The sequence below is a fragment of the Argonema antarcticum A004/B2 genome (assembly GCF_023333585.1).
In the GTDB taxonomy this organism is placed as follows: Bacteria; Cyanobacteriota; Cyanobacteriia; order Cyanobacteriales; family Aerosakkonemataceae; genus Argonema; species Argonema antarcticum.
Genome location: NZ_JAIQZN010000003.1, coordinates 129,503 through 153,960 on the forward strand (window position 1 = coordinate 129,503; position 24,458 = coordinate 153,960).

Below are 24,458 nucleotides of genomic sequence, written 5' to 3' on the forward strand. Positions count from 1 at the left end.
GCTGGGGTAACCAACCCTATTGACTTAAAAAACCCCTGAGTGCTATATTCAGCGATCGATCTTTGAGTATTTCAGTCATTAAAACCTTAATTCTGTTAACTGGTAACGGTTTTAAGATTTTTTTTGAGAATAGCTCTGTTTTTCAGAAAAAGCGCAATTAAAGCTGAAATTTTGGCAAATTCAGCCCAAAAGCTTACACTGGCTTTCCCTAAGTTCCTCTTTACACCAGGGCATCGACAAAAATCTAGTGTAGATTGGCAGAAAGAATCCATCAATTTTAGAACTTACACAACAACTGTACCTGTAGGGTGCGGACAAAGCACCCTAAACTACTAATAGGGCCTAATGAGCATTTTTGCTTAGCCCCTGATCTATAGGCTCCAACTGCGGTCATAAGTAGTTGCTTGGGAGGAAGATTCCTCAAGAGTCCAGTTTGTTCTTTCGATCGCCAACTGTTGCTTGCACCCTACTCTACCCTTTTCCCCTCGCTATGCGATCGGTGACATCGCCTACTGCTTCCATAAGCTAGGCTAGTGTAGCGGGGATATCCCTTGCCTTCTACTGGCAACAGGCAGATAATATGCTTTCCAGTAAAATACATATCGTAGCACTCAGTGAGAGAGTATAAAAGTAGAAGCAAAATCGATAAAGTGATGGAAACCCTAATTCCCTCATAATTCTTTACTTTTAGTGACTTAGGTGATGCTCTTACCTTTGTGCGGGGCATTCTATAAACAGGCGTCAATATAGCTGCTACCTAGTATGTCAATCCCGATTATTCTCGTAGAACCCCTGTTGGCTCAAAAACCTCCCGCCGTCAAGCCCAAAGCTTCGTCGCCAGATCTACCCTGGATGGGAATCTCTGGGGGGCTGGTTTTACTGCTGATTGGTTTAGGGGTTTTTTCTTATCTACAGACAGCCAGACTGAAGAAGAAGATCCGGTTTGAAGAGTTCAGAACGCGAGAACTCGATAAAAAGTTAAAGCTGGCGCTGGAAACGATCCGAAAAATGGAAACCAATCCAGACTTGGTTCACTCGCGAGATTTTAACTTGGATTATCTGCGGCTGCGGATGTCCGAGGAGGTGTTTCACTTTGCGATCGTCAATCAAATCAAGGTGAAGGTCAAAGATAAAATTTCTCTAGCCCTGCGTCCAAGTCAAGTTGCACCAACCGCGGCTACGGGTAGTACCGCTAATCCCGGAAGGCAAGTCGATGAACAATTTGATGTGGAGTATCAAACAGTAGACAATCCGAAGGCGAAGAAGGCTGTGCTTTTCCGCATTCAAATCCGCTTGATGAAGTTACCGACTCAGGCAACTTCGGCGACGATAAATCAAATAATTGACTGCATTGAAACTTTCTTGAGTCCGTCTGATGACCAGGATAACTGGCAACCGACGATTCAAGGTCGCATTGTGCATATGCAATGGGATCAACAGGCTAAGCCCACACCTATGTTAGTGCTAGACCAATCCCAGGACGGTGTGAATGTTAGTTTTGCCACTAAAAGGGTGCCTGGAGCAGCAGGGCTATCCGATCCGCTGCCTCCGCCGCCTCCCCGTGCGACGCCTCAAGGTCAGAACAAAACGTCAGCAGATAGGACTAAATCGAATAAACCGTCAGGGACTCCGGCTAAACCTAATCAAACGTCAGGGACTCCGGCTAAACCTAATCAAACGTCAGGGACTCCGGGTAAAGCCAATCCGGCTAATAAAAAAGCAGGCAAGTAGCGCTGAGTGCTGAGTGCAAATGCTCTCCTGCTCCTCTGCCCCTCTGCTTCTCTGTGGCCATAATGATTCCGATACAACCGGAAACGATATCACTGCTTAGTTATGAGATGCTGCGGTCAGGGCTGCATCTGGGAGCAAACCACCATCCTCCATCTGGACGATGCGATCGGCTATATCCAAAATGCGATTGTCGTGAGTCACCATTAAAATGGTACAGCCTTGTTCTTTTGCTAAACCCTGCATTAATTCGACTACATCGCGGCCTGATTTACTGTCTAAAGCAGCAGTGGGTTCGTCTGCTAAAACTAATTTGGGATGACTGACTAAGGCACGTGCGATCGCAACTCGTTGTTTTTGTCCACCCGAAAGGTTATTGGGATAGTAATTGACTCGATCTCCTAACCCTACAGCCTCTAGCATAGCGGACGATCTAGATCTGACTTCCTGTTGAGAAAAACCATGATGCAATTCCATCGACATTCGCACATTTTGCTCGGCAGTTAAACACTTTAGCAAGTTATGCGCTTGGAAAATATAACCAATTTGGCGACGAATTTTTACCTGTTGATTTTTGCTTGCACCGCGAAGTTCTTGGCCTAAAATTTTGAGGCTGCCTTCTTGAATTGACCTCAAACTACCAATTAATGTTAGCAAGGTGGTTTTTCCACACCCGGATGGCCCTGTCAATATCACAACTTCTCCGGTTTGCAGTTCTAGGTTAATGTCAAATAAAGTTTGTTTCTGGAGCGAGCCTTCACCAAAGTAATGATTGAGATTTTGGATTTCAACAACTGGTCGATCGGTCATGGGGGAATTTAAAATCGTAATTTTTAAATCTGAAATCTGAAATTGGTTATTGGTAAAATTTTAAAAGATGTCGGCTGGATCGGCAGCTTGTAGTTTACGTACTGCGATCGCACCCGAAATAAAACACATCACAATCGTCAATATCATCACTGTTAATGCCAGGTCTAGAGTCATTATCATTGGTAGTCCAGTTCCACTTTTGGCTACATTATACAGTCCCATAGAAATAATAAATCCGGGAATGTAGCCTAATACTGACAGAAGTATTGCTTCTTGAAAAACTACATTCAACAGGTATAAGTCTGTATATCCCATTGCTTTAAGCGTAGCATATTCTGGCAAATGATCTGCTACATCGGTGTAAAGAATTTGATAAACAATAACGATTCCAACAATAAATCCCATTCCTACGCCTAAGCCAAAAATAAATCCGATCGCTGTGCTTGTTTCCCAGTAGTGTTTTTCCATTTCCATAAAACCTTTTAGCGTCAGCACTTTCACGTCGTTTGGCAACTTTTTCTGGATATTTTCCAAGACAATTTGTGGATCGGCACCCGGTTTTAGATTGATAAAACCAATATCAATTTTCTCTAAAGAACGCTTGGTTACGCGGATAAAATTCAAATCGCTAGTGATCACATTGCCATCGGCTGTAAAGGAAACACCGAGTTTAAATAATCCACCTATTTTAATTCGGCGCTCGCTTAATTCAGTTGTAACTGTTTTACCTTGTTTAAATAGCTCTGCCACCGGCCCAAATTCAGCCCGCGAAGCTTCGTCAAATAGAAATACATCGGGCAGTTTTATCTTATCTAGTTGTTCATTTACTTCAGGTATATCGAAAACGGGTCTTGCTGGGTCAAACCCAAAAATGAAAAGCGATCGATTATAACTGGGATTTACAGGATTTTTCCAGCTTCCGGGTGCGATATACAAATAGCTGACTGATTCTACGCCTTCAAATCCTCTAGCTTGGTACAAACGAGTGCGGGGAAATTCGACCATTTGACCTAGAAATTCCGAGCGGGGACTGACTAAAACTAAATCTCCTTGGAAACGCTCGTGGATGGCGATCGCGCTATTAAAAAGGGCTGTTTTAAAACCCAACTGCATAAACATGAGCAGGTCAGCAAAACCAATACCTGCTAGGGCAATTAGGAGGCGCATTTTTTCGCGAGTGAGTTGGAGCCATGCTAAAGGGACTTTCATTTTTCTGGTTGTGGTGAAGTTTCTGGAATAGCTGTAGAATTTGCTGGTGAAGATGTGACATCAATGGCAACTTCTACTTGTAAATTAGTTAAACCTGTGACTTGTTTGCTATCTTCAGGAGCGAGGCGAATTTTAACTTCTACCACTCTGGCATCTTGCTGGGCTGCGGGGTCATCATTAAGAATATTTTTCTTACCTATTTTTAAACCTAGCTGGTCAACTGTTCCTTGCAATTTGCCTGGAAAAGCACTACTTTGGACTGTAGCTGGTTGACCCAAACGCACTTGAGCGATTTCGGTTTCATACACTTCTGCAACTACATACATTTGGTCTGTTTGTCCCAGTTCGGCAATTCCATCATCGCCGATGCGTTCTCCGGGGCGGGCGCTAATTTTCAGAATTTGACCGGCGAGGGGCGATCGCACAAGGGCTAAATCTAAATCTACCTGAGTTTTTTTGACTGTGGCGATCGCACTTTCTACCTCAGCTTGCGCCGCTTGTACATCCGTGGGACGCACCTCGGAGATTTGGTTTAACGTGGCTTTGGCTTGCAGGATCTGTTCTTGTAAGGTGTTTGCAGTTTGGTTGCGGGTCGCTTTGGCTTCGTTGATTTGCTGTAGCAGGGTTTCCTCAGTCTTGGTTAAGGTAGCTTTCGCCTCGTTGATTTGCTGAACTAGAGTTCGATCGGTTTTAGTTAGGGTAGCTTTCGCCTCGTTAACTTGTTGAAGCAGCGTTTCTTCAATTCGTTTTAGACTAGCTTTGGCTTCATTGAGATGTTCTTGGGCGGTTTCCAATTCCAGCCGCTTGCTATCAAATCTGGAGGGTTCTATAGCACCTTGTTTGTATAGCATCTGATAGCGTTCAAATTCCGCTGCTGCATTACGCAGTTGAGCTTGCCAGCGAAGAATTGTAGCTTGTTGAGAATTTCTTTCTCCCGAAAGCTGGGCTTGCAGACGAAGAACAGTGGCTTGTTGAGAATTCCTTTCCCCATCAAGCTGGGCTTGCAGACGAAGAAGGGTGGCTTGTTGAGTTTTTCTTTCCCCGTCAAGCTGGGCTTCCAGACGAGCGATTATCGCTCTTTGAGTGGCAATTTCGCCATTTAGCTGGGCTTGCAGGCGGGAAATTTCGGCTTTCTGAGCGGCTATTTCCCCCGCTTTTGCCCCAGCTTTTACCTTGGCTAGATTAGCTTGGGCAACTTGGACTTGTTTTTTGGCTTCCTCCTGAGTCGCCAAACGCTGTTCGTAGGTATCCAAAATCGCAATAACTTGTCCTGGCTGAACTTTATCTCCCTGTTTGACTAATAGCCTTGTCAGCCGCGTTCCCTCCAAGGAACTGGCGGCTGAGAGTTTAATCAATTCGCCTTGCGGTTCTAAACGTCCCAAGGCTGTCACCTCGATCTTTGCCGGTGTACTCACCACGGGTGGCGGCGGTGTTTCTTGAGCTTTCCTCAGTTCGTAAATCTTGTATAAACCAAAGGCAGTAGTGCCTAGAGCGCCAGCAATTGCTAGAACTAAGATCCACCGACCTTTAAATTTTAAGAATTTCAAATCTTTTAACGGTGATTCTAGCCCCATGATAATTGCAGGAAGTTGTTTTATTGTGTTAGATTTAAAATCTGAAATTTCAAATCTGAAATCTGAAATTCCCTATATCAGTTCTACATTAAACTACTATCTGCCAAGGCTAGAGCGCTTCATCCAGTTAGGCGATTCTCCTAAACGAAGTCGAATAGAACGGTACTCATGTAATTTTCAGCCCATTCGTGGCCAAAGGCTTTTTCCAGCACTCGACGAGTTTTGTCGTTTTTCTGCTGTTTGGTGCAATAGTAGCGTTGACCGGCAAGAATTCTCTCTAACTCCTCTTCTGATGATACTGGCTCTAGGGCTAAAGCTTGCTGACAGTGGATCTCCAAAAATGCTTTGACGCGATCGAGAAATTGAGCTTCTTCCTCTGGACTACCAGGTCTGATAAATAGGCAAAATTCCGAGAAAATATCACCCCATTCGGGAAGTTCGCGGGGTTGGGAGAAGTTTGCAGCCCCTAACGCGGCGAGAGCTTCTCTATATGCGTCTGGTAAGGTGAGGTCGGGGTTTGTGGAGGATAAATCTGCGATCGCCGCACTAATTTGTCCCCTTCCTCCCACCAAGTCGGTGCCAAACATCGGTAGCGCGTATTCGGGACGGGGAAACATCACGCAATGCAAAATATCCAGATTTGCACCAACTTTTGCCAATTCCAGGTGCATTTTGCGAAACTGGGGCGACTGGTAGCAGCGGTTTTCAATTATCAGTTTTTCACCTTCCAGTCGTCCTTCCACATATCCCAATTCAGCTGGCAGGTGATACGGTTCTAGATCTAGATAGCTTTTCCAGGTGGACTCGATGCAGTCAGCTAACTGGCGAATCAGGGGGTGTTGTTGTTCGCGCAGGGAAGGTTTTAAAGTTTCTGGCATTTTGATTTATTTTCAGTAATTGATTTTACTCAGCATGAATGGTTCATGGCAATAAACAATTAACCATGAACCACGCGCATTTACATTTGAGGATCTTCAGGAATCTCTAAATTATTTCGGGCTGACTCCGGCCAAACACCTTTATCAACTATGTAGTGCCTGTAGTAGAAGATGGGAAAAATGATGACGATCGCACCCAGTCCATACCACAAAGCATTGGGAGCGAAGACATTAGCTCCAAAGATGATGAAGGATAGATTGAGTACGGTGAGAACTGGAACTCCCCCATAAACAAGCCAATCTGGAGCGCGGAAACTGCGAGGTTGATTAGGCATTTGTTTTCGCAGCATCCAGACAGCATTGAGATCCATACAAATGCAGATGAGGTATGCCACGTTGCAGGCAGCAAATACAAAAACTGGGTTCCCCAAAGTCAGCAAAAACAGATTGAAAATCAAGTCAGTCCACATAGCTCTGATGGGGACACCGTGCTTGTTTAGCTTACTCAAAAACTTGGGGAAAAAACCATCTACCGAAGCTTGGTATAGAGTCCTGGCACTGCTAGACATCGGTGTGATGATTGCCAAGATCAAGGCGAAGATCAGCATCAGCGTGAGTAATTTGCCAGACCCAGTACCGAAAGCGATTTCTGCTAGTTTGACGACTGCCGCTTGGGGATCTCCGTTGACAAAAGCTGGATCGGTAACATTTTCCATTCCCAGCACTCCCAAGAAAGTGAAGGGGAAAAGAATGAAGCAACTACCTGCAACTGCCCCTAACAAGGTAATTGCTTTCAAACCATCCTTGGCAGGGTCTTTAAATTCGCTTACGTAACAGACTGCAAGTTCAGCTCCGTAGGTAATATAGCCTGCTATAAACATCCCACCCATAAATATGATGAAGGCATCACCGCTTAACCAACTCGTTGTTCCTTGTGGAATAAAAGGTACAAAGTTGGCTAGATTGACTTTTCCGGTGAGTAAAGGTACGACGGTGAGCAGGAATAGTGGAATCAAAGATAGAATTGCGATCGCAAACTGTACCTTTGCGGTTTGGGCAAGTCCCCTATGCTGCAAATAAAACGCCAGCACCAAAACCGCCGCACTGCATAGGATTATCCCATCGATCTTGAACTTGATTCCCGGTAAGATTGCGGAAAGGTCGAGCAGGGTGATGGAGAAGTTCGCCAATGGCGTATTTGCCAAAAAAGCAGTCATGATGTAATTTCCTGCCAGCGCCGCCGTAATCGCCAGCGCCGCCGACCAAGTTACCCAGTAGCACCAGACATTGATGGGGGCAAAAAGTTTGCCGTAGCGAACCCACGCGACAGCACCGTAAATGGAAGCTCCACCCGTCTTGTTGGGAAACAGAGCTGCCAGCTCGGTATATAAAAAGAGTTGCACGAAACCGATGATTGTTGATAGCGTCCAGATAAGTATGGATGGCGTGCCCACAATTGCTGCCATCGGGCCTATGGCCACAAGTATAGAAACTATTAAACCAGCGCCCAGCCAGAAAGTTTCTTTCCAATCTATGGTTCTTTTCATGATTTTTCGGGTCTTTCGGAATTATTATAGCTAGGGGCTAGGGGCTAGGGGCTAGGGGCTAGGGAAGAGGGAAAAGCTTGACGAAGTAAGGGATTATGAACCAGAAGTAAGAGTTGGAGTTGCCCCTAGTGCAGGATGGCGGAAATAACTCACCACTAAAAATTGCCAATGATTGCTCTGGAAATCTTGATTTTTACCACTGACAACTGACAACTGACAACTGACAACTGACCACTGACAACTGACAACTGACCACTGACCACTGACCACTGACAACTGACAACTGACCACTTACCCTAGCCCCTAGCTATATCTGCTACCCAACATAAATTCTCCTACGGATGATTCAGCATAGTAATCGCATCCCGTCGCCGCTGCAAACAAACTGGAATTGCCTCCTCCCACTGCACAAGGCGCAAGATTCATCGCTGTTGCCACCAAATACATTGTTTGATATAAAACGCCAACGTGCTTTAATGTGAGGGCGTAAGCCATTGACTCGTAATTCCAGCTAACTCTGGGCAAGCGAGAAGCCAGGATAATTAAGATTTGCGGATTGCAGGGAGGATTTGTTGCTAATTCGGCACTTTTTAAGAGCGCTTTTACATAAGTGGTTCGTTCGGAAATCCTACAAAGTTGATGGTCTAGCGGGCAATAATGGTAAATTCCATCGGGAATATTTTCGCAGCTATTTATAATAATATAAAGTTCTATTTCATAGCAGGCTCCTCCATTTGGGTAAGGTCGATTGCTGCATTCTTTTTGGTCTTTTGGAAAGATCGATCGAACTCTGGCGGTACGATACAGAAATTCGCCTAGCTGTTTATCTGTAATTGGTTCGTTCCCCTGCACTCTGATCGATTTTCTCTCTTCCAGAATGCGGGTAAAGGGATAATCTTCTTCTTTAAGTTTTTCTATATCTGGTTTGTATAGTTCAATAATATCATTAGATACTTTGGGTTTGACTACTGGTAGCGGCTTGATTTCGTTCACAAAACGAAATGATTTGCCGACGGGATTGTTGTGTCTTCCGCCTCTACTTCTGGAATGAAACAGTAAATCGTGAAACTCCCATTGAGTCAGGGTATCGTTTTCCTTTTCGACAACTTTTCCGTCTTCTTCTACTTCCGAAAGCATTGCAGCACTGTTGAGGAGGCTAAAAAACATCACTGCTGTTTCTAGGGATATACCGGGGATAAGATTGCTCAGTTCGTTTGCTGTTTGCGGTTTGGTAATACAAGTTGCGATCGCACCAGAGCGCCAATCTGTTAAAATGATTTGGGCCCCACATAAGGGAGATTCCAGCACCATCCCGTCTTTACCTTGGTGGCAATAGGCAAACCTGGACAAAACATATTTTTTGTCCGGTTTTGCATCAAAAAATTGCAGCTTCTCAAACTTTGAGATGGGAACCAAAGTTGCTAGAGGCAACCCATCCGCACAAACAGTATGGCAGATAATGCCCAGATTGATAAATTGTTCGATATAATAATATAACTTAGGCAGTGAAGAGAAGCTGTCAGCTTGCAGCACCTGTTGGCTGAGATATTCTTCAGTACCGCCATCAGCAGCAAGAATCTTAATAGCAGCCAGCAATCCCGGAGACAGTTGCTTGAGATTGAATGTTCCTTCTGGCGATTTTAGCACCAAACTATCGCTTGATTCTTCACTCAGAGAAACATTTTTTGTAAAAGCAAGTACGAATGGTTGTGGCATTTTGTTACTCTATTTTCAAAACAATATTGTTTAGAAGAAAATCGGAAACGGGTTGAGTTCATTCTCTGGCAACGACTCTGGCAACAAACCCAATTTAACGGGTACATCATAAAGCCTTCCCGGTGCCAACCTTTTCCAAAAGTGTCGCATTCCGGGGACGATAACCTTAGCGACATTCAGTTCGATATCGGCACGAGTTTGATCTAAAACCAGCACTTCCATGCCTTGTTTTTCGGCTATTTTTACGCAAGTCATCACATCTTCCCGCAAATCGTCGCTTGCTTGCAGGGGATAATCGGCAAACACTTTTGGGGCGACATTTTCATCGGGAATCAGATAAGGCTGATTTGCCAATGTAGCTGTTTTCCACCATTCTATAGTTAACTCATCAAAAAAGTTATATTTGGTGCTACCATCATCAGCAATGGATAAAACTGCTGGCAGCATTTGATTTCCTTCTGTCAAAGCCCTAGATATACCGACTTTCGGGTCAAAATGGGTGCCAAAACCGAGGGTGATATCTTCGATATTTTTATCTGTTCTTCTGGAAATAGCGGCAAAAGTAGGAATATTTAAATCGCTGGTAAGATCCAAAACCCAAAGTTCGCGATCGATACTTTTATAATAATTCTTCAATGCTTCAAAATACGGGTCGTCAAAACTGTCTAAATCCACTAGCGGTCTGGCGATCCGATTATACCACCACAAGGCTACGCTATCTCGTTCTACCACTTCCATAAAACCTTGCAAAATGGCTTCTTCGAGGGTGTTACCAGCTGCGCTACCGTTGGAATCTGCCCAAAAATAAGGTTTGGGAAGGTTGAGGTAACCGTAATAGCAATAACCCGTTGGCAGATATTTTACTTCATCATTAGTTAAAGACCAAACTGGCGTCCACTCAATTTCTATTTCCTCGTCAAAAGGTTCTGGCACTTTTTGAAACAAATTGGTACATTTGACATTCCATTCCGACCTCGTTTCGTATTGGAATTCGCTAAAGTTCATACAAGTATTGGGGTGAATGGCAGATGCGCCCATTTCTTTGTATGTGCCTTTTTGTCTGATTTCGTCTCCTTGAAATACTCCAGAATATCTTTCTACAGCTTCGCCAAGGGCGCTGGCTTTTGCTTGAATGTCGGTTTTACCTTTCCCCGCACTTTTGCCGCGCAGATTTTCACGCAAAAAGTATAAACCGTCAAACATGGTCGCAAAATTATGGCCTGCTACATAGACATTTGTTAAATTTGTTTCTGAGACGCGAATTTGCTTTAGCGATCGAATTGCCCCCGTAATCGGGCTGATATGATGTTCGTATTTCTCGATCGTTTCTTCTGGTGAAAAAGAACGGTGTCCGCCGTCGCTGGTGAAATTTTTATCACCGCTTTTGAGTAGAATGGGTAAAGGTTCTCTGTTGTACAGATATTGCGCTTCTCCGCAAGCCGGACATTGCGGACGTTTGACCAAAGTGTGATTTTTGGTTTTCAGAGATATAGTTTCAAAGGTGATTAAAGTTCCTTCTAGAGATTTGTTCTCTCCCTGAACAATCCATTTGGCGATTTCAGTTGTGGCAATATTTAATCCCGTTTGCCATGTAGAAGGAAGCACACCTTGATGGGTTTGCAGAGGTGTTGTTGTTGAAATACCTTTTTGTCTCTGGATAAAGCTTTCTACGGGGCGGTTGGCACGCAGACGTTGAGCCAGACATTCCCAACAGCCTGTTTTTCCGGGCTGGAAAATAGGGCCGATCCAAATAATTTTGCCCACTGGCTTGATCAGTATCCAGGGTTGTTGTAATTCTAAAGCTTTTTGGTTAAATGTAGCCAGATCTTCTTGCAGGTAATCATCGGTTAAGACGGCGGTAATATCGCCTGAATCGGATACTTGAATATTGAGTGATTTCAGTCTGTCGATAAATTCGTTGGTTGTGACATTACCGATCGCACTCACAGAAACTTTGGTAGATTTCAATCGGCTTGTTGCTTTGAAGGAATCGACATTCAAGCTATCCCAGAAAATGGCTACTTCAGTTGGGATAGAATCGTCGTTCTCGACGATGTAGCCTTTCTGTTCCATCAACATCAAAGTATAATAAAGCTCGGTGGTGGATGCTTTTCCGTGCAGGTGTTTGATGATGTCGTCAACAGTACGATCGCCATCAAGCAGCGGGGCTAATAACTCATAAAGGCGACCAGTTAATAAAAAATAATCTGATTCGGCTAGCAGGAATACACCGACAGATTCTATCACTTCGACTCTATAACAACTTTTAAATTTTGGTTTATTGTACATTTTGATATTTTTTTCCTGCTGCCCTTTTAGTAAGCTACAGATGAGAAATAGCAACCTTGGGGTTCAAAATACTCACCCAGTGCCATGATGTTTACTGTATTGATGACGCGCAAACCTTCGCCCAGACACCAGCGAAAGAAGGAAGCCTGACAAAGAGGCACTATTAAGGATAAAGGATCGTCGCCTGCTGCCGCAATGCCTAATAGCAATGCTTGCATATCGGCGTCGTTTTTGGCTACTCCATGTCCGAAGAAGTTGGTAGCAGTGGCATAAGCGACGATGCTGTTTTGTCGGACTGCGACAAAAGGGGAAAAATGCTCGATCGCTTGCTGCAACTCCTGAAACCGCTCAAACCCGTAAACCTGCTTGCAGAGGGCCGCGCACTCTTCTAAATCTGACTCCTGGAGGGGCCTGATTTCAATTGTAGGGTCTGGCTTACTTTTCGGCTTGCCACCGATCAAAACGGCAGGTTCCTTGACATCGAAACCAACAGAAGCGTAAAGTGAGAGCGATGTCGTATTTGATGCTTCTTGAATCAGACGAATACTCACAGCCTCTCGACCTCTCTCCAGCAAGGCTTCCATTAGTTTTCTGCCTATTTTGCGAGATTGGAAATCGGGATGAACCGCTGTTGGCCCAATTTTGCGGATGATATCGCTTTCGTCGAGGAAGTTCGCACCAACTATTTGACTGTCGCTTTCCGCAACTACACCAAAAACTGAAGGATTGGCGATTAAAGAACCTGTTACCTCAGCCGCAAATTCCTGCGTGGGGAAAAAAGAAGGAACTTGATAGCGATCGGCTATTCCTTTAAAGGCAAGATAGATTACACTTCCACATCTGTCGGTGTCGTCGGTAGTTGCCTGTCGGATCGTTACATCCATGAAAGCTGCCTTTAAAACAATGACGAGTGTTTTTTTGCTATCAAATTATATCATATCCTTATCCATCGCTTACCTAAAAAATTCCTGTTCTTCTTCTTATCTGCGTTTATCTGCGTTTATCTGTCTACCCTACGGTCAGGCGAAGCGCCTACATCTGCGGTAAAAATTTAACCAACGATCGCAACAGACCATTTGACGATATCATCGAGATTAAAGTCTACGATCGCATCATGTTGCTTTTGTCAATAACGATCGCACCCCGTTTGAGCTTTATTCCTTCGGCCATTCTTCTAAACCCGCTTCCGTCAATTCTTGTAACTCTCGATCTCTTTCGTAAATTTCTGCATAGAGGGTAGCCGATTCTTGCAAGTTATCCGCTTCTAATGATAACTGCAACTTTTGCAGGGCTGTTATGACGACTTCGCCGGGGTTTTGAAATCCATATTCTTGACACCGGTCAAGAAATTTGATAGTAGAGTCATCAAGTTCAAATCTTTGTTCTTTCATCATACAGCAGTGCGATCGCCACCCATGAACCGCTCTCAAGAGGACTCAATATTAAATCTAACAGTCCATTTTAATGGACTTTCGCTATTAGCTGGGGAATTGATTCCCCAGCGGGTGAGCGGGCTAACAAGAGATTCTTTGGCCCAAGCACTAATCTCTTCGTCTGTGAGAACCATTTTTTCTCCTAATGCACCACTGAATTTGGCTGAATTATACAATATTTACCTTCAGAACGCAAGCCCCCGCTCTAATTGTGAATCTGAGCGGGGGAGAACCTCGCACGGGCTAGAACAAGAACCCGCACGAGGTTGGAGGGGCTTTAGGTAGTAAGAACTATAGACGCGGGCGCTACATCTACCCGGCCCTCAGCCCAAGCACTAATTTCTTCGTCTGTGAGTGTGGTGGGTTTGGGAGGCAGGGGCAGTTCGTAGACTACAGTTCCCCCCTCACCTGCTCTGAGGATAGGCACTGCATCTGGGTTCTGATTGATTTGGACTTCGACAAAATCTTCCAGAACCAGCCCTGCTTCCTGGAGCGTTCCCGCCGGGTCAGCGATAAAGCTGTCGCAGAAGTCGCTATCTAACCATGCCCTGGCGACAAGTTTCGAGACTTCTGTTTCCCATAATTTCCAGTCGGAAGGGAAGGGCGCTGTTTTTTTGGCTTGGCTACTAATTTGGACGGGAGTGGAAATCCTAGTTTCTGTGAGAACCATTTTTTCTCCTAATGCACCGCTAAATTTGGTCGTATTATACAATAGTTCTCTTCAGAACGCAAGCCCCCGCTCTAATTGTGAATCTGAGCGGGGGAGAACCTCGCACGGGCTAGAACAACAACCCGCACGAGGCCAGAGGAGCATCAGGTAGTAACAACTACAGACGCGGGCGCTACATTTACCCGGCCTTCAACCCAATCGCTAATTTCTTCGTCTGTGAGTGTGCTGGGCTTGGGAGGCAGAGGAATTTCAAAGACTACAGTTCCCCCCTCACCTGCTCTGAGGACGGGCACTGCATCTGGGTTCTGATTGATTTGCACTTCGACAAAATCTTCCAAAACCAGCCCTGCTTCCTGGAGCGTTCCCGCCGGGTCGGCGACAAAGCTGTCGCAGAAGTCGCTATCTAACCATGCCCTGGCGACAAGTTTCGAGACTTCTGTTTCCCATGTTTTCCAGTCTTGTGGAAAAGCCACTATTTTTTCTCCTCATTTAACTACACCGGGTCTAACACGGGTAGACTAGATACGTCAAGAGCATAAAACAATACTGCTCTTACGTAATTAGTCTGTGTGCCTTACCATACACATATACATCTGCCACAATGGCAGTATATAAAAATCAATACTTTCGTCATTTTCCTGTAGGTTGGGTTGAGTGAAGCGAAACCCTACCTACAAATTAGACATTTTCGTCATTTTCCTGTAGGTTGGGTTTCGTACCTCAACCCAACCTACAAATTAGACATTTGAGGTTTTTGGCGAAGGTATTGTAAAAATCAAACCCAATTTTATCAAATAAAGTAACAAGACCATGTTTGCTATTTCAGGATGCCAAATCACAGCCGAAATTTACAGCGGCATAAATACAGTTATTTATCGAGCTTACGACTCGGTAAGGCAAAGACAGGTCATTATTAAAGCCCTAAAATCCGAGTATCCCACGCTGGAAGAAATTACCCGCTTAAGACAAGAATATGCAATCGTCCACAACCTTAATTGTGAAGGAGTTGTCAAAACATACAGCCTCGAAAAACACGGCAATGGCTTAGCCATCATATTAGAAGATTTTGGCGGTTACTCCCTAGACCGTTTGCTCGCTTCTCAAAAAATGGAACTAAAAGAAATTCTGCGTCTAGCCATTGTTTTAGCCGAAACTTTAGGCGAACTGCATAAAATACCGATTATTCATAAAGATATCAAACCTTCAAATATAATTATCAACCCTTCCACAGGACAAATCAAACTCGCAGATTTTTGCATCGCCTCCCGTCTGGACTGGGAAACCCCAACTATCACCAATCCCAACGAAATCGTCGGTACTCTCGCCTATATTTCTCCCGAAGCGACGGGACGAATGAATCGGTCAATTGATTACCGCAGCGACTTTTATTCTTTAGGTGTCACTCTCTATGAAATGCTAACAGGTCAGTTGCCCTTTCCTAGCACCGACCCGATGGAATTAGTACACTGTCATATTGCCAAACAACCAGTCCCGCCAGAAGAGATGGGGGCAGGGGGGCAGAGGGGCGGAGGGGCAGAGGGGCAGAGGGGCGGAGGGGCAGAGGAGCAGAGGGGCAGGGGAGAAAAGAATTCCCAAAGCAGTATCCGATATTGTGATGAAGTTATTAGCCAAAACTGCTGAAGCAAGATATCAAACTGCTTTAGGACTAAAATATGACCTAGAATTCTGTCTCCATCAGCTAGAAACCACGGGCTCTATTCCCCACTTCACTGTAGGAGCGAGAGATAAATCCGGTCAACTGCTCATCCCGCAAAAACTTTATGGTAGAGAGGCGGAAATTACCACTTTGCTGGCAGCTTTTGAGCGGGTAGCGGCAAATCCAGAATCTAAAATTAAAAATCCACAATCCCAAATCGAACTGTTGCTCGTTTCCGGCTATTCAGGTATCGGCAAAACCTCTGTAGTCAATGAAGTTCACAAACCAATTGTGGGAGCTAGAGGTTATTTTATTGCTGGCAAATTCGACCAGTTTAAGCGCAATATCCCTTATGCCGCTCTCATCCAAGCTTTCCAAGATTTAATTCGCCAAATATTAACGTTATCTCAAACTGAGATTGAAAAATTTCAGCAGCAGTTGTTAAATGCTTTGGGTCAAAACGGTCAGGTGATTGTTGACGTAATTCCCGAAGTCGAACTGATTATCGGTAAGCAGCCCGCTGTACCGCAAATGGGGCCGACGGAATCGCAAAACCGCTTAAACCTCGTCTTTCAAGAATTCATTCATGTTTTTTGCCAACCGGAACACCCTTTAGTTATCTTCCTCGATGATTTGCAGTGGGCTGATTCTGCATCTTTGAAATTAATCCAACTGATAATGACTGACTCCGATAGCCAGTATTTGTTAATGATTGGCGCTTATCGAGATAACGAAGTCAGTCCAATCCATCCCTTGATTTCAACTATCAATAAAATTCAAGAAACCGGGACTGCGGTCAATAATATTATCCTGGAGCCTTTGTCCTTGCACCACGTTAGCTCGCTGGTTGCCGATACTCTGGGGGAGAGTGGGAGCGGGGGAGCAGGGGGGCAGAGGGGCAGAGGAGCAGAGGGGCGGGGGGGCAGAGGGGCAGAGGAGCGGGGGGGCAGAGGGGGAGAGGAGGTTTCATCCTTGTCACCAGTGACCAGTGACCAGTCCCCAATCCCCAGTCCCCAATCCCCAATCCCCAATCCCCAGTCCTCTACAACGCCGCTTTCTGAGCTACTTTTCAATAAAACTCAAGGCAATCCTTTTTTCTTGACTACACTGCTGAAAACTTTGTACGCGGAGAAACTGCTCGTTTATGAGGTAAGCAGTGGTAAGTGGGAGTGGAGTATCGAATCTATTCAAGCGATTGGCATTACCGATAATAATATTGTCGAACTGATTGCGAAAAATATTCAAAAATTGCCCAACGAGACGGTGAAGGTTTTAAAACTGGCTGCTTGTATTGGCAACCAGTTTAACTTAGAGATGTTGGCGATTGTGAATGAGGAATTTCAGACAGTCACAGCACAAGCGTTATGGGATGCACTTCAGGCTGGTTTGATTCTGCCTCTGAGCGATACTTACAAAATTCCCTTGGTGTTCGGACAGTCAGAAGCGGCAGCTTTGAAACTTGGGGATGTGAAGATTGACTATAAATTTTTGCACGACCGCGTGCAGCAAGCGGCTTATTCTCTGATTCCCGAATCTGAAAAGAAGGCAACTCACCTCAAAATCGGTCAACTGCTGCTGGCAAATACTACGCCAGCATCGCGCAAAGAAAATATCTTTGCTCTGGTCAATCAGCTAAATTTTGGCACCGACTTGATTACCGCAAAGTGGGAAAAAGATGAGTTAGCTGAACTCAATCTTATCGCCGGTCAAAAAGCTTTGGCTGCGACGGCTTATGAAGCGGCTGTCAATTATTTAAATGTGGGGATAGGATTGCTGGCAGTTTCTAGTTGGGAGAGTAATTATGACCTGACGCTTAACCTCTATGTGGAAGCAGTGTCAGCAGAATATCTAAATACCAAATTTGAACAAGCAAACTTATATGCTGAAATCGTGCTGCAACAAGCGACAAACCTGATCGATAAAGTGAAGGTGTATGAAGCTCAAATTCAGATGTATATGGCTCAACTTCAGATGCAGTCAGCAATCGATACTGGGCTGGAAGTACTGGAAATGCTCGGTGTTACCTTGGAGCAAGAACCACCAAAAGATATGATTATTGAAGAGTTAATAAATATTCCAGAAATGACCGACATCTATAAGCTTGCAGCTATGCGGATTTTAATAAAAATCATGCCTCCTGCTTATGTGGTCAATCCTGCATTGCTGCCGCTGCTTATATTCACGATGATACATCTATCTATTAAATATGGGAATTCTTCGTCAGCCATGTACGGGTATGCTATGTATGGCTTGCTTTTATGCGGGCCACTTTTAGATATTGAAAATGGATATCGCTACGGTAAACTGGCTGTGAGGTTATTAGATAAATTAGACGCCAGAGAACTCGAATCAAGAGTATTAGGTGTATTTAACTGTCAAGTGAGACACTGGAAAGAACATACTAGGACAACAATAGAACCTTTGCAAGAGGCTATTCAAATTGGACTTGAAACCGGAGATATAGAAGGTAGCGGTTATTCTGTTAACACTTATTGCCAATACATTTTTTTTGCAGGTGAACATCTAGAAATAGTCGAACATCATTTTGTTCAATATATAAATTCAATGCTTAAATTTAAGCAGGAATATATTTGGTATGTTCTCAGGATATTTCGGCAGATGATCTTGAATTTAATATGCAAACCAGCACAATTATCTTTGTTAATTGGCGAAGCTTTTAATGAAGCTGAAAGTTTGCCAATCTTTATTGAGTCTAATAATGCCACATCGCTATTCTTTATTTATCTGGCAAAAACTCTACTTCTTTATATTTTAAAAGAACCAGGCATGGCTGTTGAAAATGCCAAGAAAGCTGAACAATACACAGTCGCCGCCGCTGGAGCAATCAGCGTTGCCGAACACAATTTCTACTATTCTCTAGCCCTCCTCGCCCATTATGCCAACGTAGAAGAAGAGCAACAAACCGAATACCTTCACCAAGTAGCATCCAATCAAGAAAAAATGAAACTATGGGCATACCATGCCCCCTGCAACTTCCAGCACAAATACGACCTCATAGAAGCAGAAAAAGCGCGAGTTTTGGGACAACTTGCCGAAGCCATCTCCTTGTACGACAGAGCAATAACTGGCGCAGGCGAACAAGGATATATCCAAGAAGAAGCACTAGCCAACGAACTAGCCGCCGAATTTCATCTAGCACGCGGAAATCAAAAGATTGCCCAATTCTATTTAACAGAAGCTTACTACGGTTACATTCGCTGGGGAGCCAAAGCAAAGGTAACAGATTTAGAGTCCAGATATCCCCAGTTCCTTGAAAGAATAATTGCCAGAAAACCTCCAGCTATTACAGTCAATCAAACTACCACATTGACCACAAACGGTAGAGCGGAATTGCTGGATTTGGCTACCTTTATGAAAGCCACTCAAGCCATTTCCAGCGAAATTGTTCTAAATAAACTCCTAAACAAATTGATGAAAATTGCCATAGAAAATGCTGGAGCCCAAAAAGGATTTCTGATTCAGAATCAGTCAGGCTCTCTAGTAGTAGAAGCTTTTGGCGAAGTGAATTCTGGCGAAGTCAACGTGCAGATATCTCCTGCCGTGCAAATCGGTCAAGTAGTCCCAGTGACGACGATCAATTATGTCCAAAGAACCAAATCAAGCGTACTTTTAAACGATGCCCAGAATGAAGGAATATTTACTACCGATCCCTATATTATCGCCAACAAACCTTTATCCGTCCTATGTACTCCAATTATCAATCAAGGAAAAGCGATAGCCTTCCTTTACTTAGAAAATAACTTAACTAAAGGAGCTTTTACTGAGGAGAGACTGGAAGTTTTAAAAATGCTCTCTTCCCAAGCCGCAATTTCCATCGAAAATGCTCGTTTAGTTGCGGACTTATCAGACACTACCGAAAAACTCAAACAAGCCAACGAACAATTAGAAAATTACACCCAAACTCTTGAGTTAAAAGTACAAGAGCGAACCCTGGAATTACAAACTAAAGAAGCCCGACTCGCCGAAGCGCAAAGAATAGCTCACCTCGGTAGCTGGGAATTCGATGTATGTACCAAAGAAATGTCTTGGTCAGATGAAAGCTTCCGCATCTTCGGTCTTGACCCCAGCCAAGGAGTACCGACTTTCTCCGAACACGAACGACAAATTCATCCTGATGATTTTGAGTTTTGGCAAACCACAATTGAGCAGGCGATGGAGTCTGGACAAACTTATGAGTTTGACTTTCGGATTTTACGCCCCGACGGTTCCGTCAGATATGTTTATACCAAGGGACAAGCGATTTTGGATGCTGCTGGTAAAGTCATTAAGCTTTTTGGCACAGTGCAAGATATCACGGAACGCAAATTAGCGGAACAGGCGCTACAACAATCGGAAGCGCAATTGCGAGAACAAGCAAATCAGTTACAAAAAACTTTGCGCGAATTGCAACAAACCCAAACTCAACTGATTCAAACCGAAAAAATGTCCAGCCTCGGTCAGTTAGTCGCGGGTGTCGCTCACGAAATCAACAACCCGATTAACTTTATCTACGGCAATCTCTCCTACGCTCAGGAGTATACAAAACAAATGCTCGGTTTGATTGAGCTTTATCAGCAAACTTATCCTCATTCCACTCCTGAAATTGAAGCTGAAACTGACGCTATTGAACTTGATTTTCTCAGAGAAGATTTGTCTAAAATACTAGAATCGATGCAAGTTGGGGCTGAACGCATCCGCCAGATTGTCCTATCGTTGCGGAACTTCTCGCGGTTGGATGAATCTTCCAAGAAGCCTGTGAATATCCATGAGGGCATTGATAGTACGTTAATGCTGTTTCAGTCTCGCCTCAAAGCAGAGGGCCAGCGAAGAGGCATTGAGGTGATTAAAGAATACGGTCAGCTGCCGAAAGTTACCTGTTATGCTTCGGAACTAAATCAAGTGTTTATGAATATTTTGAGTAATGCAATTGATGCTTTGTCGGAGGTAAGGGACAATAGCGAGCAATTGCCGACGATTACGATTCGCACTGAAGTTAGCGAGTCGCAGAATGTCATCATTCGGATTGCTGACAATGGCCAAGGGATGACGGAGGCTGTCCGCTCTAAAATATTTGACCCCTTTTTCACGACAAAGCCTGTTGGGTCTGGCACAGGTTTAGGGTTATCTATTAGTTACCAGATTGTTGTGGATAAACACGGTGGACAAATCAGCTGTATTAGTGCGCTTGGTGGGGGGGCTGAGTTTGCGATTTCGCTGCCGATGCGCGATATTCTGGTTAATGAGCGCCTATCTTAAAGAGCGCTGAAGCCGCAATAATGTACCTGGAATATTAGGTACGTTGTTGCGATGCCGCGCTATCTTAAAGAGCGCTGAAGCGCAACAACGTGCCAAGAGCGCTGAAGCGCAACTACGTGCCAGGAAAGTTTTATTATGGGCGATCGTTCGGACAGGGTATCATTGCTTTAGTAAGAAAATTCCTGAATATATGTAGGAGTAATATATGTTTGGTTTAGGATTGCCCGAATTGGGGATCGTTGCTTTAGCTGCTATTCTGATTTTTGGCCCTAAGAAAATTCCTGAAGTTGGTACTGCTTTGGCTAAGACTTTGCGCGGTTTTAAGGATGAGTTTAAAAAGCCTGAAGAAGATTCAGACTTACCAGAGTCTGAGGGGGAGAGGGGGAGAGGGGAAGAGGGGGAGAGGGGGGGAGGGGAAAAGAAATAAAAATGTTTTTATCGCAACCGCCAGGGCGATTAAGCCAACTCCAACTGTTACATGAAGTCCATAATCCCTTACGGAGTAACCTCTTCCCTCTTCCCTCTTCCCTAGCCCCTAGCCCCTAGCCCCTAGTCCCTAGCTATATCGGGTTTCTCAACCCAACCTACAAAGCGGTGAACACTCAGAAACCCGGTTTCTTGGAGAAACCGGGTTTCTTGGGTTTCTTGTTGTGGCGATTAGATGCCAGAAACTTGATTGGCTACAGAAGGTTTGATGGTATTTGGCGAGTCTACCGCAGCTGGTTGCTGTTCGCGATCGGGTAATGGATTCCGGGTTTCGATCATACCGATCGCGCGAGTGACACTTTCGGGTAATATCACCACTAAGCTGTTGGCGGAAGCGCCATCTAAAGCGGTGTTGATGGCTGTTATCTCATCCAGAATTGCTTCATAACGGATTTCTGGTTTGGTTTGCTGGATGCCTTTGACTATCAAGGCGGCGGCGTCTCCGCGAGTGCGTCCCCGCGTATCGTCGTCTTCTTTGACAATTATGCGATCGAACATTTCTGCTGCTAGTTTGCCCAGCATCACGAAATCTTCATCGCGGCGATCGCCTGGGCCTCCCACCACACCAATGCGCTCACCGGGCCAGTTGCGGACAAAACCGCTCAGGGCTTCGTAGCTGTGGGGATTGTGGGCATAATCTACTAAAGCGTGATATTTGCCCAAATTGAAGATATTCATCCGTCCCGGCGTTTGATCTACCGAAGCCCGGAAAGTCTTCAGCGCCGTGCGAATTACCTCCATCTCGACGCCCTGCACAAATGCGGCCAAACTAGCCGCCAGGGCATTGGCAATCATAAATGGAGCCCGCGCTGCCATTGTCAGAGGCACATTCACCGCCTGCTCAATTCGCAGCGTCCAATCTCCCTTTAAAATCGACAAATAGCCGTTTTCATAGACTGCTGCCACACCGCCCTTGCTTGCGTGTTCTTTCACAAGGGGGTTTTCTGGATTCATGGTGAAGTAAGCAATCTGAGCCTTGACCCGCTTTGCTATCCCGGCCACCAGGGGGTCATCTGCATTCAAGACAGCATAACCTTTGGGCAGAACTGCTTCTGCGACTACGCCTTTGAGGTCGGCTAATTGTTCTACTGTGTCGATATCGCCAATACCCAAGTGATCTGCCGCCACATTCAGCACTACGCCGACATCGGAAGCGTCAAAGCCCAGGCCCGATCGCAAAATTCCGCCCCTAGCACTTTCCAGGATGGCCACTTCCACTGTGGGGTCTTGCAGAATCAGTTGGGCGCTTTGCGGCCCGGTATTGTCGCCTTTTTGGACGAGGTAATCGCCGATGTAGGTGGCGTCGGTGGTGGTGTAGCCGACAGTCACACCCGTACTTTTGTAAATATGAGCTAGCAGTCGGGTCGTGGTGGTTTTACCGTTCGTACCCGTGACTGCGACGATGGGGATGCGAGAGGGTGTGCCGGGGGGAAACAGCATATCCAGGACTGGTGCGGCTACATTCCGCGCAATTCCCAGGCTGGGCGCAACGTGCATCCGAAATCCCGGTGCGGCGTTCACTTCGACGATGACGCCATCCATTTCTCTTAAAGGCTTGCTGATATCGGGGGTGACTACATCTATTCCAGCGATATCCAAACCGATAATCTTGGCTACCCGCTGGGCCAGCCAGAGATTTTCGGGATGGATGTCGTCGGTGCGATCGACTGCTATCCCCCCTGTACTGAGATTGGCGGTCGCCCGCAGGTAACAGATTTGACCTGCATCCAGCACTGTTTCCAGGGTGTAATTCTGCCGCTCCAACAATTGCCAGCTGGTGCGGTCTAGGGTAATTTTGGTGAGAATGTTATCGTGGCCTTCGCCGCGATTCGGGTCTTGATTGGTTTCTTCGATCAATTCTGCGATCGTCGATTTACCATTTCCTACCACATGAGCTGGCACCCGTTCGGAGACGGCGACCACTTTGCCGTTGACCACCAACACGCGGTGGTCGCGCCCTTGATAGTAGCGTTCCACAATGACCGATTTGGATACTTCTTTGGCGGCATCGTAGCCTGCTTCGGCTTGTTCCCAAGTGTTGATGTCGATCGTAATTCCCCGACCGTGATTGCCATCGAGGGGCTTGATCACTATTGGGTAGCCGCCGACATCTTTGATGGCGTTTTCTAGATCGTTGAGATAATTGATGACGGTGCCGCGAGGGACGGGCACTCCCGCTTCCCGCAGGATCTGTTTGGTGCTTTCTTTATCTGACGCTAGTTCTACACCTAAAATACTGGTGTTGCCGCTCAGAGTTGCCTGCAACCGTTTGAGGTGTATCCCGTAGCCGAATTGCACCAAGGCGCGAGCGCTCAAAGACATCCAGGGTATTCCCCGTGCCTCTGCTTCTTTGACGATCGTTTCTGTAGAAGGCCCCAAAGACGCATCTGAGGACATTTCCTGCAGGTCTTGCAGGTCTTGTTCTAATTCATCTTGAGGATATGTGCCTGTTTCTATAATGCTCTGACACAGGCGCACTGCTGCCCTTGCAGCATAGCGACCCGCTTCTTCGTCTTTATATTCAATTACTACTTGGTAAATACCGGGGGTTTTGGTTTCGCGGGTGCGACCGAATCCTACCTTCATACCTGCCAGTTCTTGGAGTTCGAGGGCTACGTGCTCGATAATGTGTCCCATCATCGTGCCTTCTCGAACTCGGCTGAGGAATCCGCCTCTACACCCAGGCGAACAGAAGTGTTCTTCGATCGTCGGTAGCACTTGTACCAATCCCTCGTAGAACCCAGGAATCAGATTTGACGGTCGTTCGGAAAGCTCCTCTAAATCGAGACGCATCACGACCAGTTTGTGCCGTCTAATGCTCCAGTAATTGGGACCGCGTAACGTCTGGATTTTAAGAATTTTCATGGCAGTATCCGAGGGTCATTATGGCAGCTAGCGAGCAATGAAAGTAATGAAAGCAACTATCTAGTTTCCTATCGGTAAGCGTTATTAAACTGTTCGTTACGAACATTTTTATCTCTCTATTACTGGGCTCCCATCCATCCTAAGAGAGGGGTTAGGGGCTAGAAAAGTCAAAAGTCACTCATTCAAAAGAAAAAAAGAAAATCGGGTCGTTGGGGTCAGGGGGCAAAGGGATTAGGGGCTAGAGGCTAGGGGAAATTTAAGCAGTCAACTACCCAACACTGAGCGGAGTACCGCTACAGTGTGGGCTTGTATCTGAAGTCCACCGCAATTCCGAGAACCT

Annotated in this window: 17 protein-coding genes; 4 read left to right on the plus strand and 13 right to left on the minus strand. The window is 45.4% G+C overall.

Annotated features, from left to right (window positions below):
• Positions 1 to 762 precede the first annotated feature (762 nt).
• Positions 763 to 1,731, plus strand: coding sequence for a hypothetical protein (locus tag LAY57_RS02360; RefSeq protein WP_249064684.1), 969 nt, complete (start codon positions 763 to 765; stop codon positions 1,729 to 1,731).
• A 96-nt stretch (positions 1,732 to 1,827) separates the two neighbouring features.
• Here the strand turns inward: LAY57_RS02360 and LAY57_RS02365 are convergent, their stop codons facing one another.
• The 12 genes from LAY57_RS02365 to LAY57_RS02420 form a co-directional block, all read right to left on the minus strand.
• Positions 1,828 to 2,538, minus strand: a complete 711-nt coding sequence (locus LAY57_RS02365; RefSeq protein WP_249064685.1) for a DevA family ABC transporter ATP-binding protein — start codon at positions 2,536 to 2,538, stop codon at positions 1,828 to 1,830.
• Positions 2,539 to 2,598: 60 nt separating this feature from the next.
• Positions 2,599 to 3,747, minus strand: a complete 1,149-nt coding sequence (gene devC / locus LAY57_RS02370) for an ABC transporter permease DevC (protein WP_249064686.1) — start codon at positions 3,745 to 3,747, stop codon at positions 2,599 to 2,601.
• A complete protein-coding gene (locus LAY57_RS02375) occupies positions 3,744 to 5,321 on the minus strand; it encodes an efflux RND transporter periplasmic adaptor subunit (protein ID WP_249064687.1) in 1,578 nt (525 codons plus the stop codon). Before LAY57_RS02375 ends, devC begins: the two co-directional genes overlap by 4 nt.
• A 140-nt stretch (positions 5,322 to 5,461) precedes the next feature.
• Positions 5,462 to 6,199, minus strand: a complete 738-nt coding sequence (locus LAY57_RS02380; protein ID WP_249064688.1) for a phycocyanobilin:ferredoxin oxidoreductase — start codon at positions 6,197 to 6,199, stop codon at positions 5,462 to 5,464.
• A gap of 80 nt (positions 6,200 to 6,279) precedes the next feature.
• Positions 6,280 to 7,746, minus strand: coding sequence for an APC family permease (locus LAY57_RS02385; RefSeq protein ID WP_249064689.1), 1,467 nt, complete (start codon positions 7,744 to 7,746; stop codon positions 6,280 to 6,282).
• A gap of 93 nt (positions 7,747 to 7,839) precedes the next feature.
• Entirely contained in the window at positions 7,840 to 8,037 is a 198-nt protein-coding gene (locus LAY57_RS02390) for a hypothetical protein (RefSeq protein WP_249064690.1), read from the minus strand.
• 12 nt (positions 8,038 to 8,049) lie between these two features.
• Complete coding sequence (locus LAY57_RS02395) at positions 8,050 to 9,462, minus strand: SagB family peptide dehydrogenase (protein ID WP_249064691.1); 1,413 nt, start codon at positions 9,460 to 9,462, stop codon at positions 8,050 to 8,052.
• Between the two features lie 30 nt (positions 9,463 to 9,492).
• Complete coding sequence (locus tag LAY57_RS02400; protein WP_249064692.1) at positions 9,493 to 11,751, minus strand: TOMM precursor leader peptide-binding protein; 2,259 nt, start codon at positions 11,749 to 11,751, stop codon at positions 9,493 to 9,495.
• A 26-nt stretch (positions 11,752 to 11,777) separates the two neighbouring features.
• Entirely contained in the window at positions 11,778 to 12,635 is an 858-nt protein-coding gene (locus LAY57_RS02405; RefSeq protein ID WP_249064693.1) for a GNAT family N-acetyltransferase, read from the minus strand.
• A 270-nt stretch (positions 12,636 to 12,905) separates the two neighbouring features.
• Entirely contained in the window at positions 12,906 to 13,145 is a 240-nt protein-coding gene (locus LAY57_RS02410; protein WP_249064694.1) for a hypothetical protein, read from the minus strand.
• A gap of 316 nt (positions 13,146 to 13,461) precedes the next feature.
• A complete protein-coding gene (locus LAY57_RS02415; RefSeq protein ID WP_249064695.1) occupies positions 13,462 to 13,896 on the minus strand; it encodes a hypothetical protein in 435 nt (144 codons plus the stop codon).
• Positions 13,897 to 13,997: 101 nt separating this feature from the next.
• Positions 13,998 to 14,327, minus strand: coding sequence for a hypothetical protein (locus LAY57_RS02420; RefSeq protein ID WP_249064696.1), 330 nt, complete (start codon positions 14,325 to 14,327; stop codon positions 13,998 to 14,000).
• Between the two features lie 337 nt (positions 14,328 to 14,664).
• Here LAY57_RS02420 and LAY57_RS36110 point away from each other — a divergent pair, with 337 nt between their 5' ends.
• The 3 genes from LAY57_RS36110 to LAY57_RS02435 all read left to right on the plus strand — a co-directional run bounded on the left by LAY57_RS36110 (position 14,665) and on the right by LAY57_RS02435 (position 21,194).
• Positions 14,665 to 15,495, plus strand: coding sequence for a serine/threonine protein kinase (locus LAY57_RS36110; protein WP_338022340.1), 831 nt, complete (start codon positions 14,665 to 14,667; stop codon positions 15,493 to 15,495).
• Positions 15,467 to 20,767, plus strand: coding sequence for an AAA family ATPase (locus LAY57_RS36115; protein WP_476727006.1), 5,301 nt, complete (start codon positions 15,467 to 15,469; stop codon positions 20,765 to 20,767). The genes LAY57_RS36110 and LAY57_RS36115 overlap by 29 nt, the downstream gene beginning before the upstream one ends.
• Before the next feature lie 205 nt (positions 20,768 to 20,972).
• A complete protein-coding gene (locus tag LAY57_RS02435; protein WP_249064697.1) occupies positions 20,973 to 21,194 on the plus strand; it encodes a twin-arginine translocase TatA/TatE family subunit in 222 nt (73 codons plus the stop codon).
• Positions 21,195 to 21,424: 230 nt separating this feature from the next.
• Here the strand turns inward: LAY57_RS02435 and cphA are convergent, their stop codons facing one another.
• The gene (gene cphA, locus LAY57_RS02440; RefSeq protein WP_249064698.1) at positions 21,425 to 24,118 is read right to left on the minus strand and encodes a cyanophycin synthetase; all 2,694 of its coding nucleotides are present in this window, start codon (positions 24,116 to 24,118) and stop codon (positions 21,425 to 21,427) included.
• Positions 24,119 to 24,458: the final 340 nt, after the last annotated feature.

Coding starts and splice junctions, on each gene's coding strand:
- devC (WP_249064686.1), bottom strand. CDS start 3,747: ATGAAAGTCCCTTTAGCATGGCTCCAACTCACTCGCGAAAAAATGCGC.
- LAY57_RS02380 (WP_249064688.1), bottom strand. CDS start 6,199: ATGCCAGAAACTTTAAAACCTTCCCTGCGCGAACAACAACACCCCCTG.
- LAY57_RS02435 (WP_249064697.1), top strand. CDS start 20,973: ATGTTTGGTTTAGGATTGCCCGAATTGGGGATCGTTGCTTTAGCTGCT.
- LAY57_RS02365 (WP_249064685.1), bottom strand. CDS start 2,538: ATGACCGATCGACCAGTTGTTGAAATCCAAAATCTCAATCATTACTTT.
- LAY57_RS02405 (WP_249064693.1), bottom strand. CDS start 12,635: ATGGATGTAACGATCCGACAGGCAACTACCGACGACACCGACAGATGT.
- LAY57_RS36110 (WP_338022340.1), top strand. CDS start 14,665: ATGTTTGCTATTTCAGGATGCCAAATCACAGCCGAAATTTACAGCGGC.
- LAY57_RS02410 (WP_249064694.1), bottom strand. CDS start 13,145: ATGATGAAAGAACAAAGATTTGAACTTGATGACTCTACTATCAAATTT.
- cphA (WP_249064698.1), bottom strand. CDS start 24,118: ATGAAAATTCTTAAAATCCAGACGTTACGCGGTCCCAATTACTGGAGC.
- LAY57_RS02385 (WP_249064689.1), bottom strand. CDS start 7,746: ATGAAAAGAACCATAGATTGGAAAGAAACTTTCTGGCTGGGCGCTGGT.
- LAY57_RS02360 (WP_249064684.1), top strand. CDS start 763: ATGTCAATCCCGATTATTCTCGTAGAACCCCTGTTGGCTCAAAAACCT.
- LAY57_RS02400 (WP_249064692.1), bottom strand. CDS start 11,751: ATGTACAATAAACCAAAATTTAAAAGTTGTTATAGAGTCGAAGTGATA.
- LAY57_RS02395 (WP_249064691.1), bottom strand. CDS start 9,462: ATGCCACAACCATTCGTACTTGCTTTTACAAAAAATGTTTCTCTGAGT.
- LAY57_RS02375 (WP_249064687.1), bottom strand. CDS start 5,321: ATGGGGCTAGAATCACCGTTAAAAGATTTGAAATTCTTAAAATTTAAA.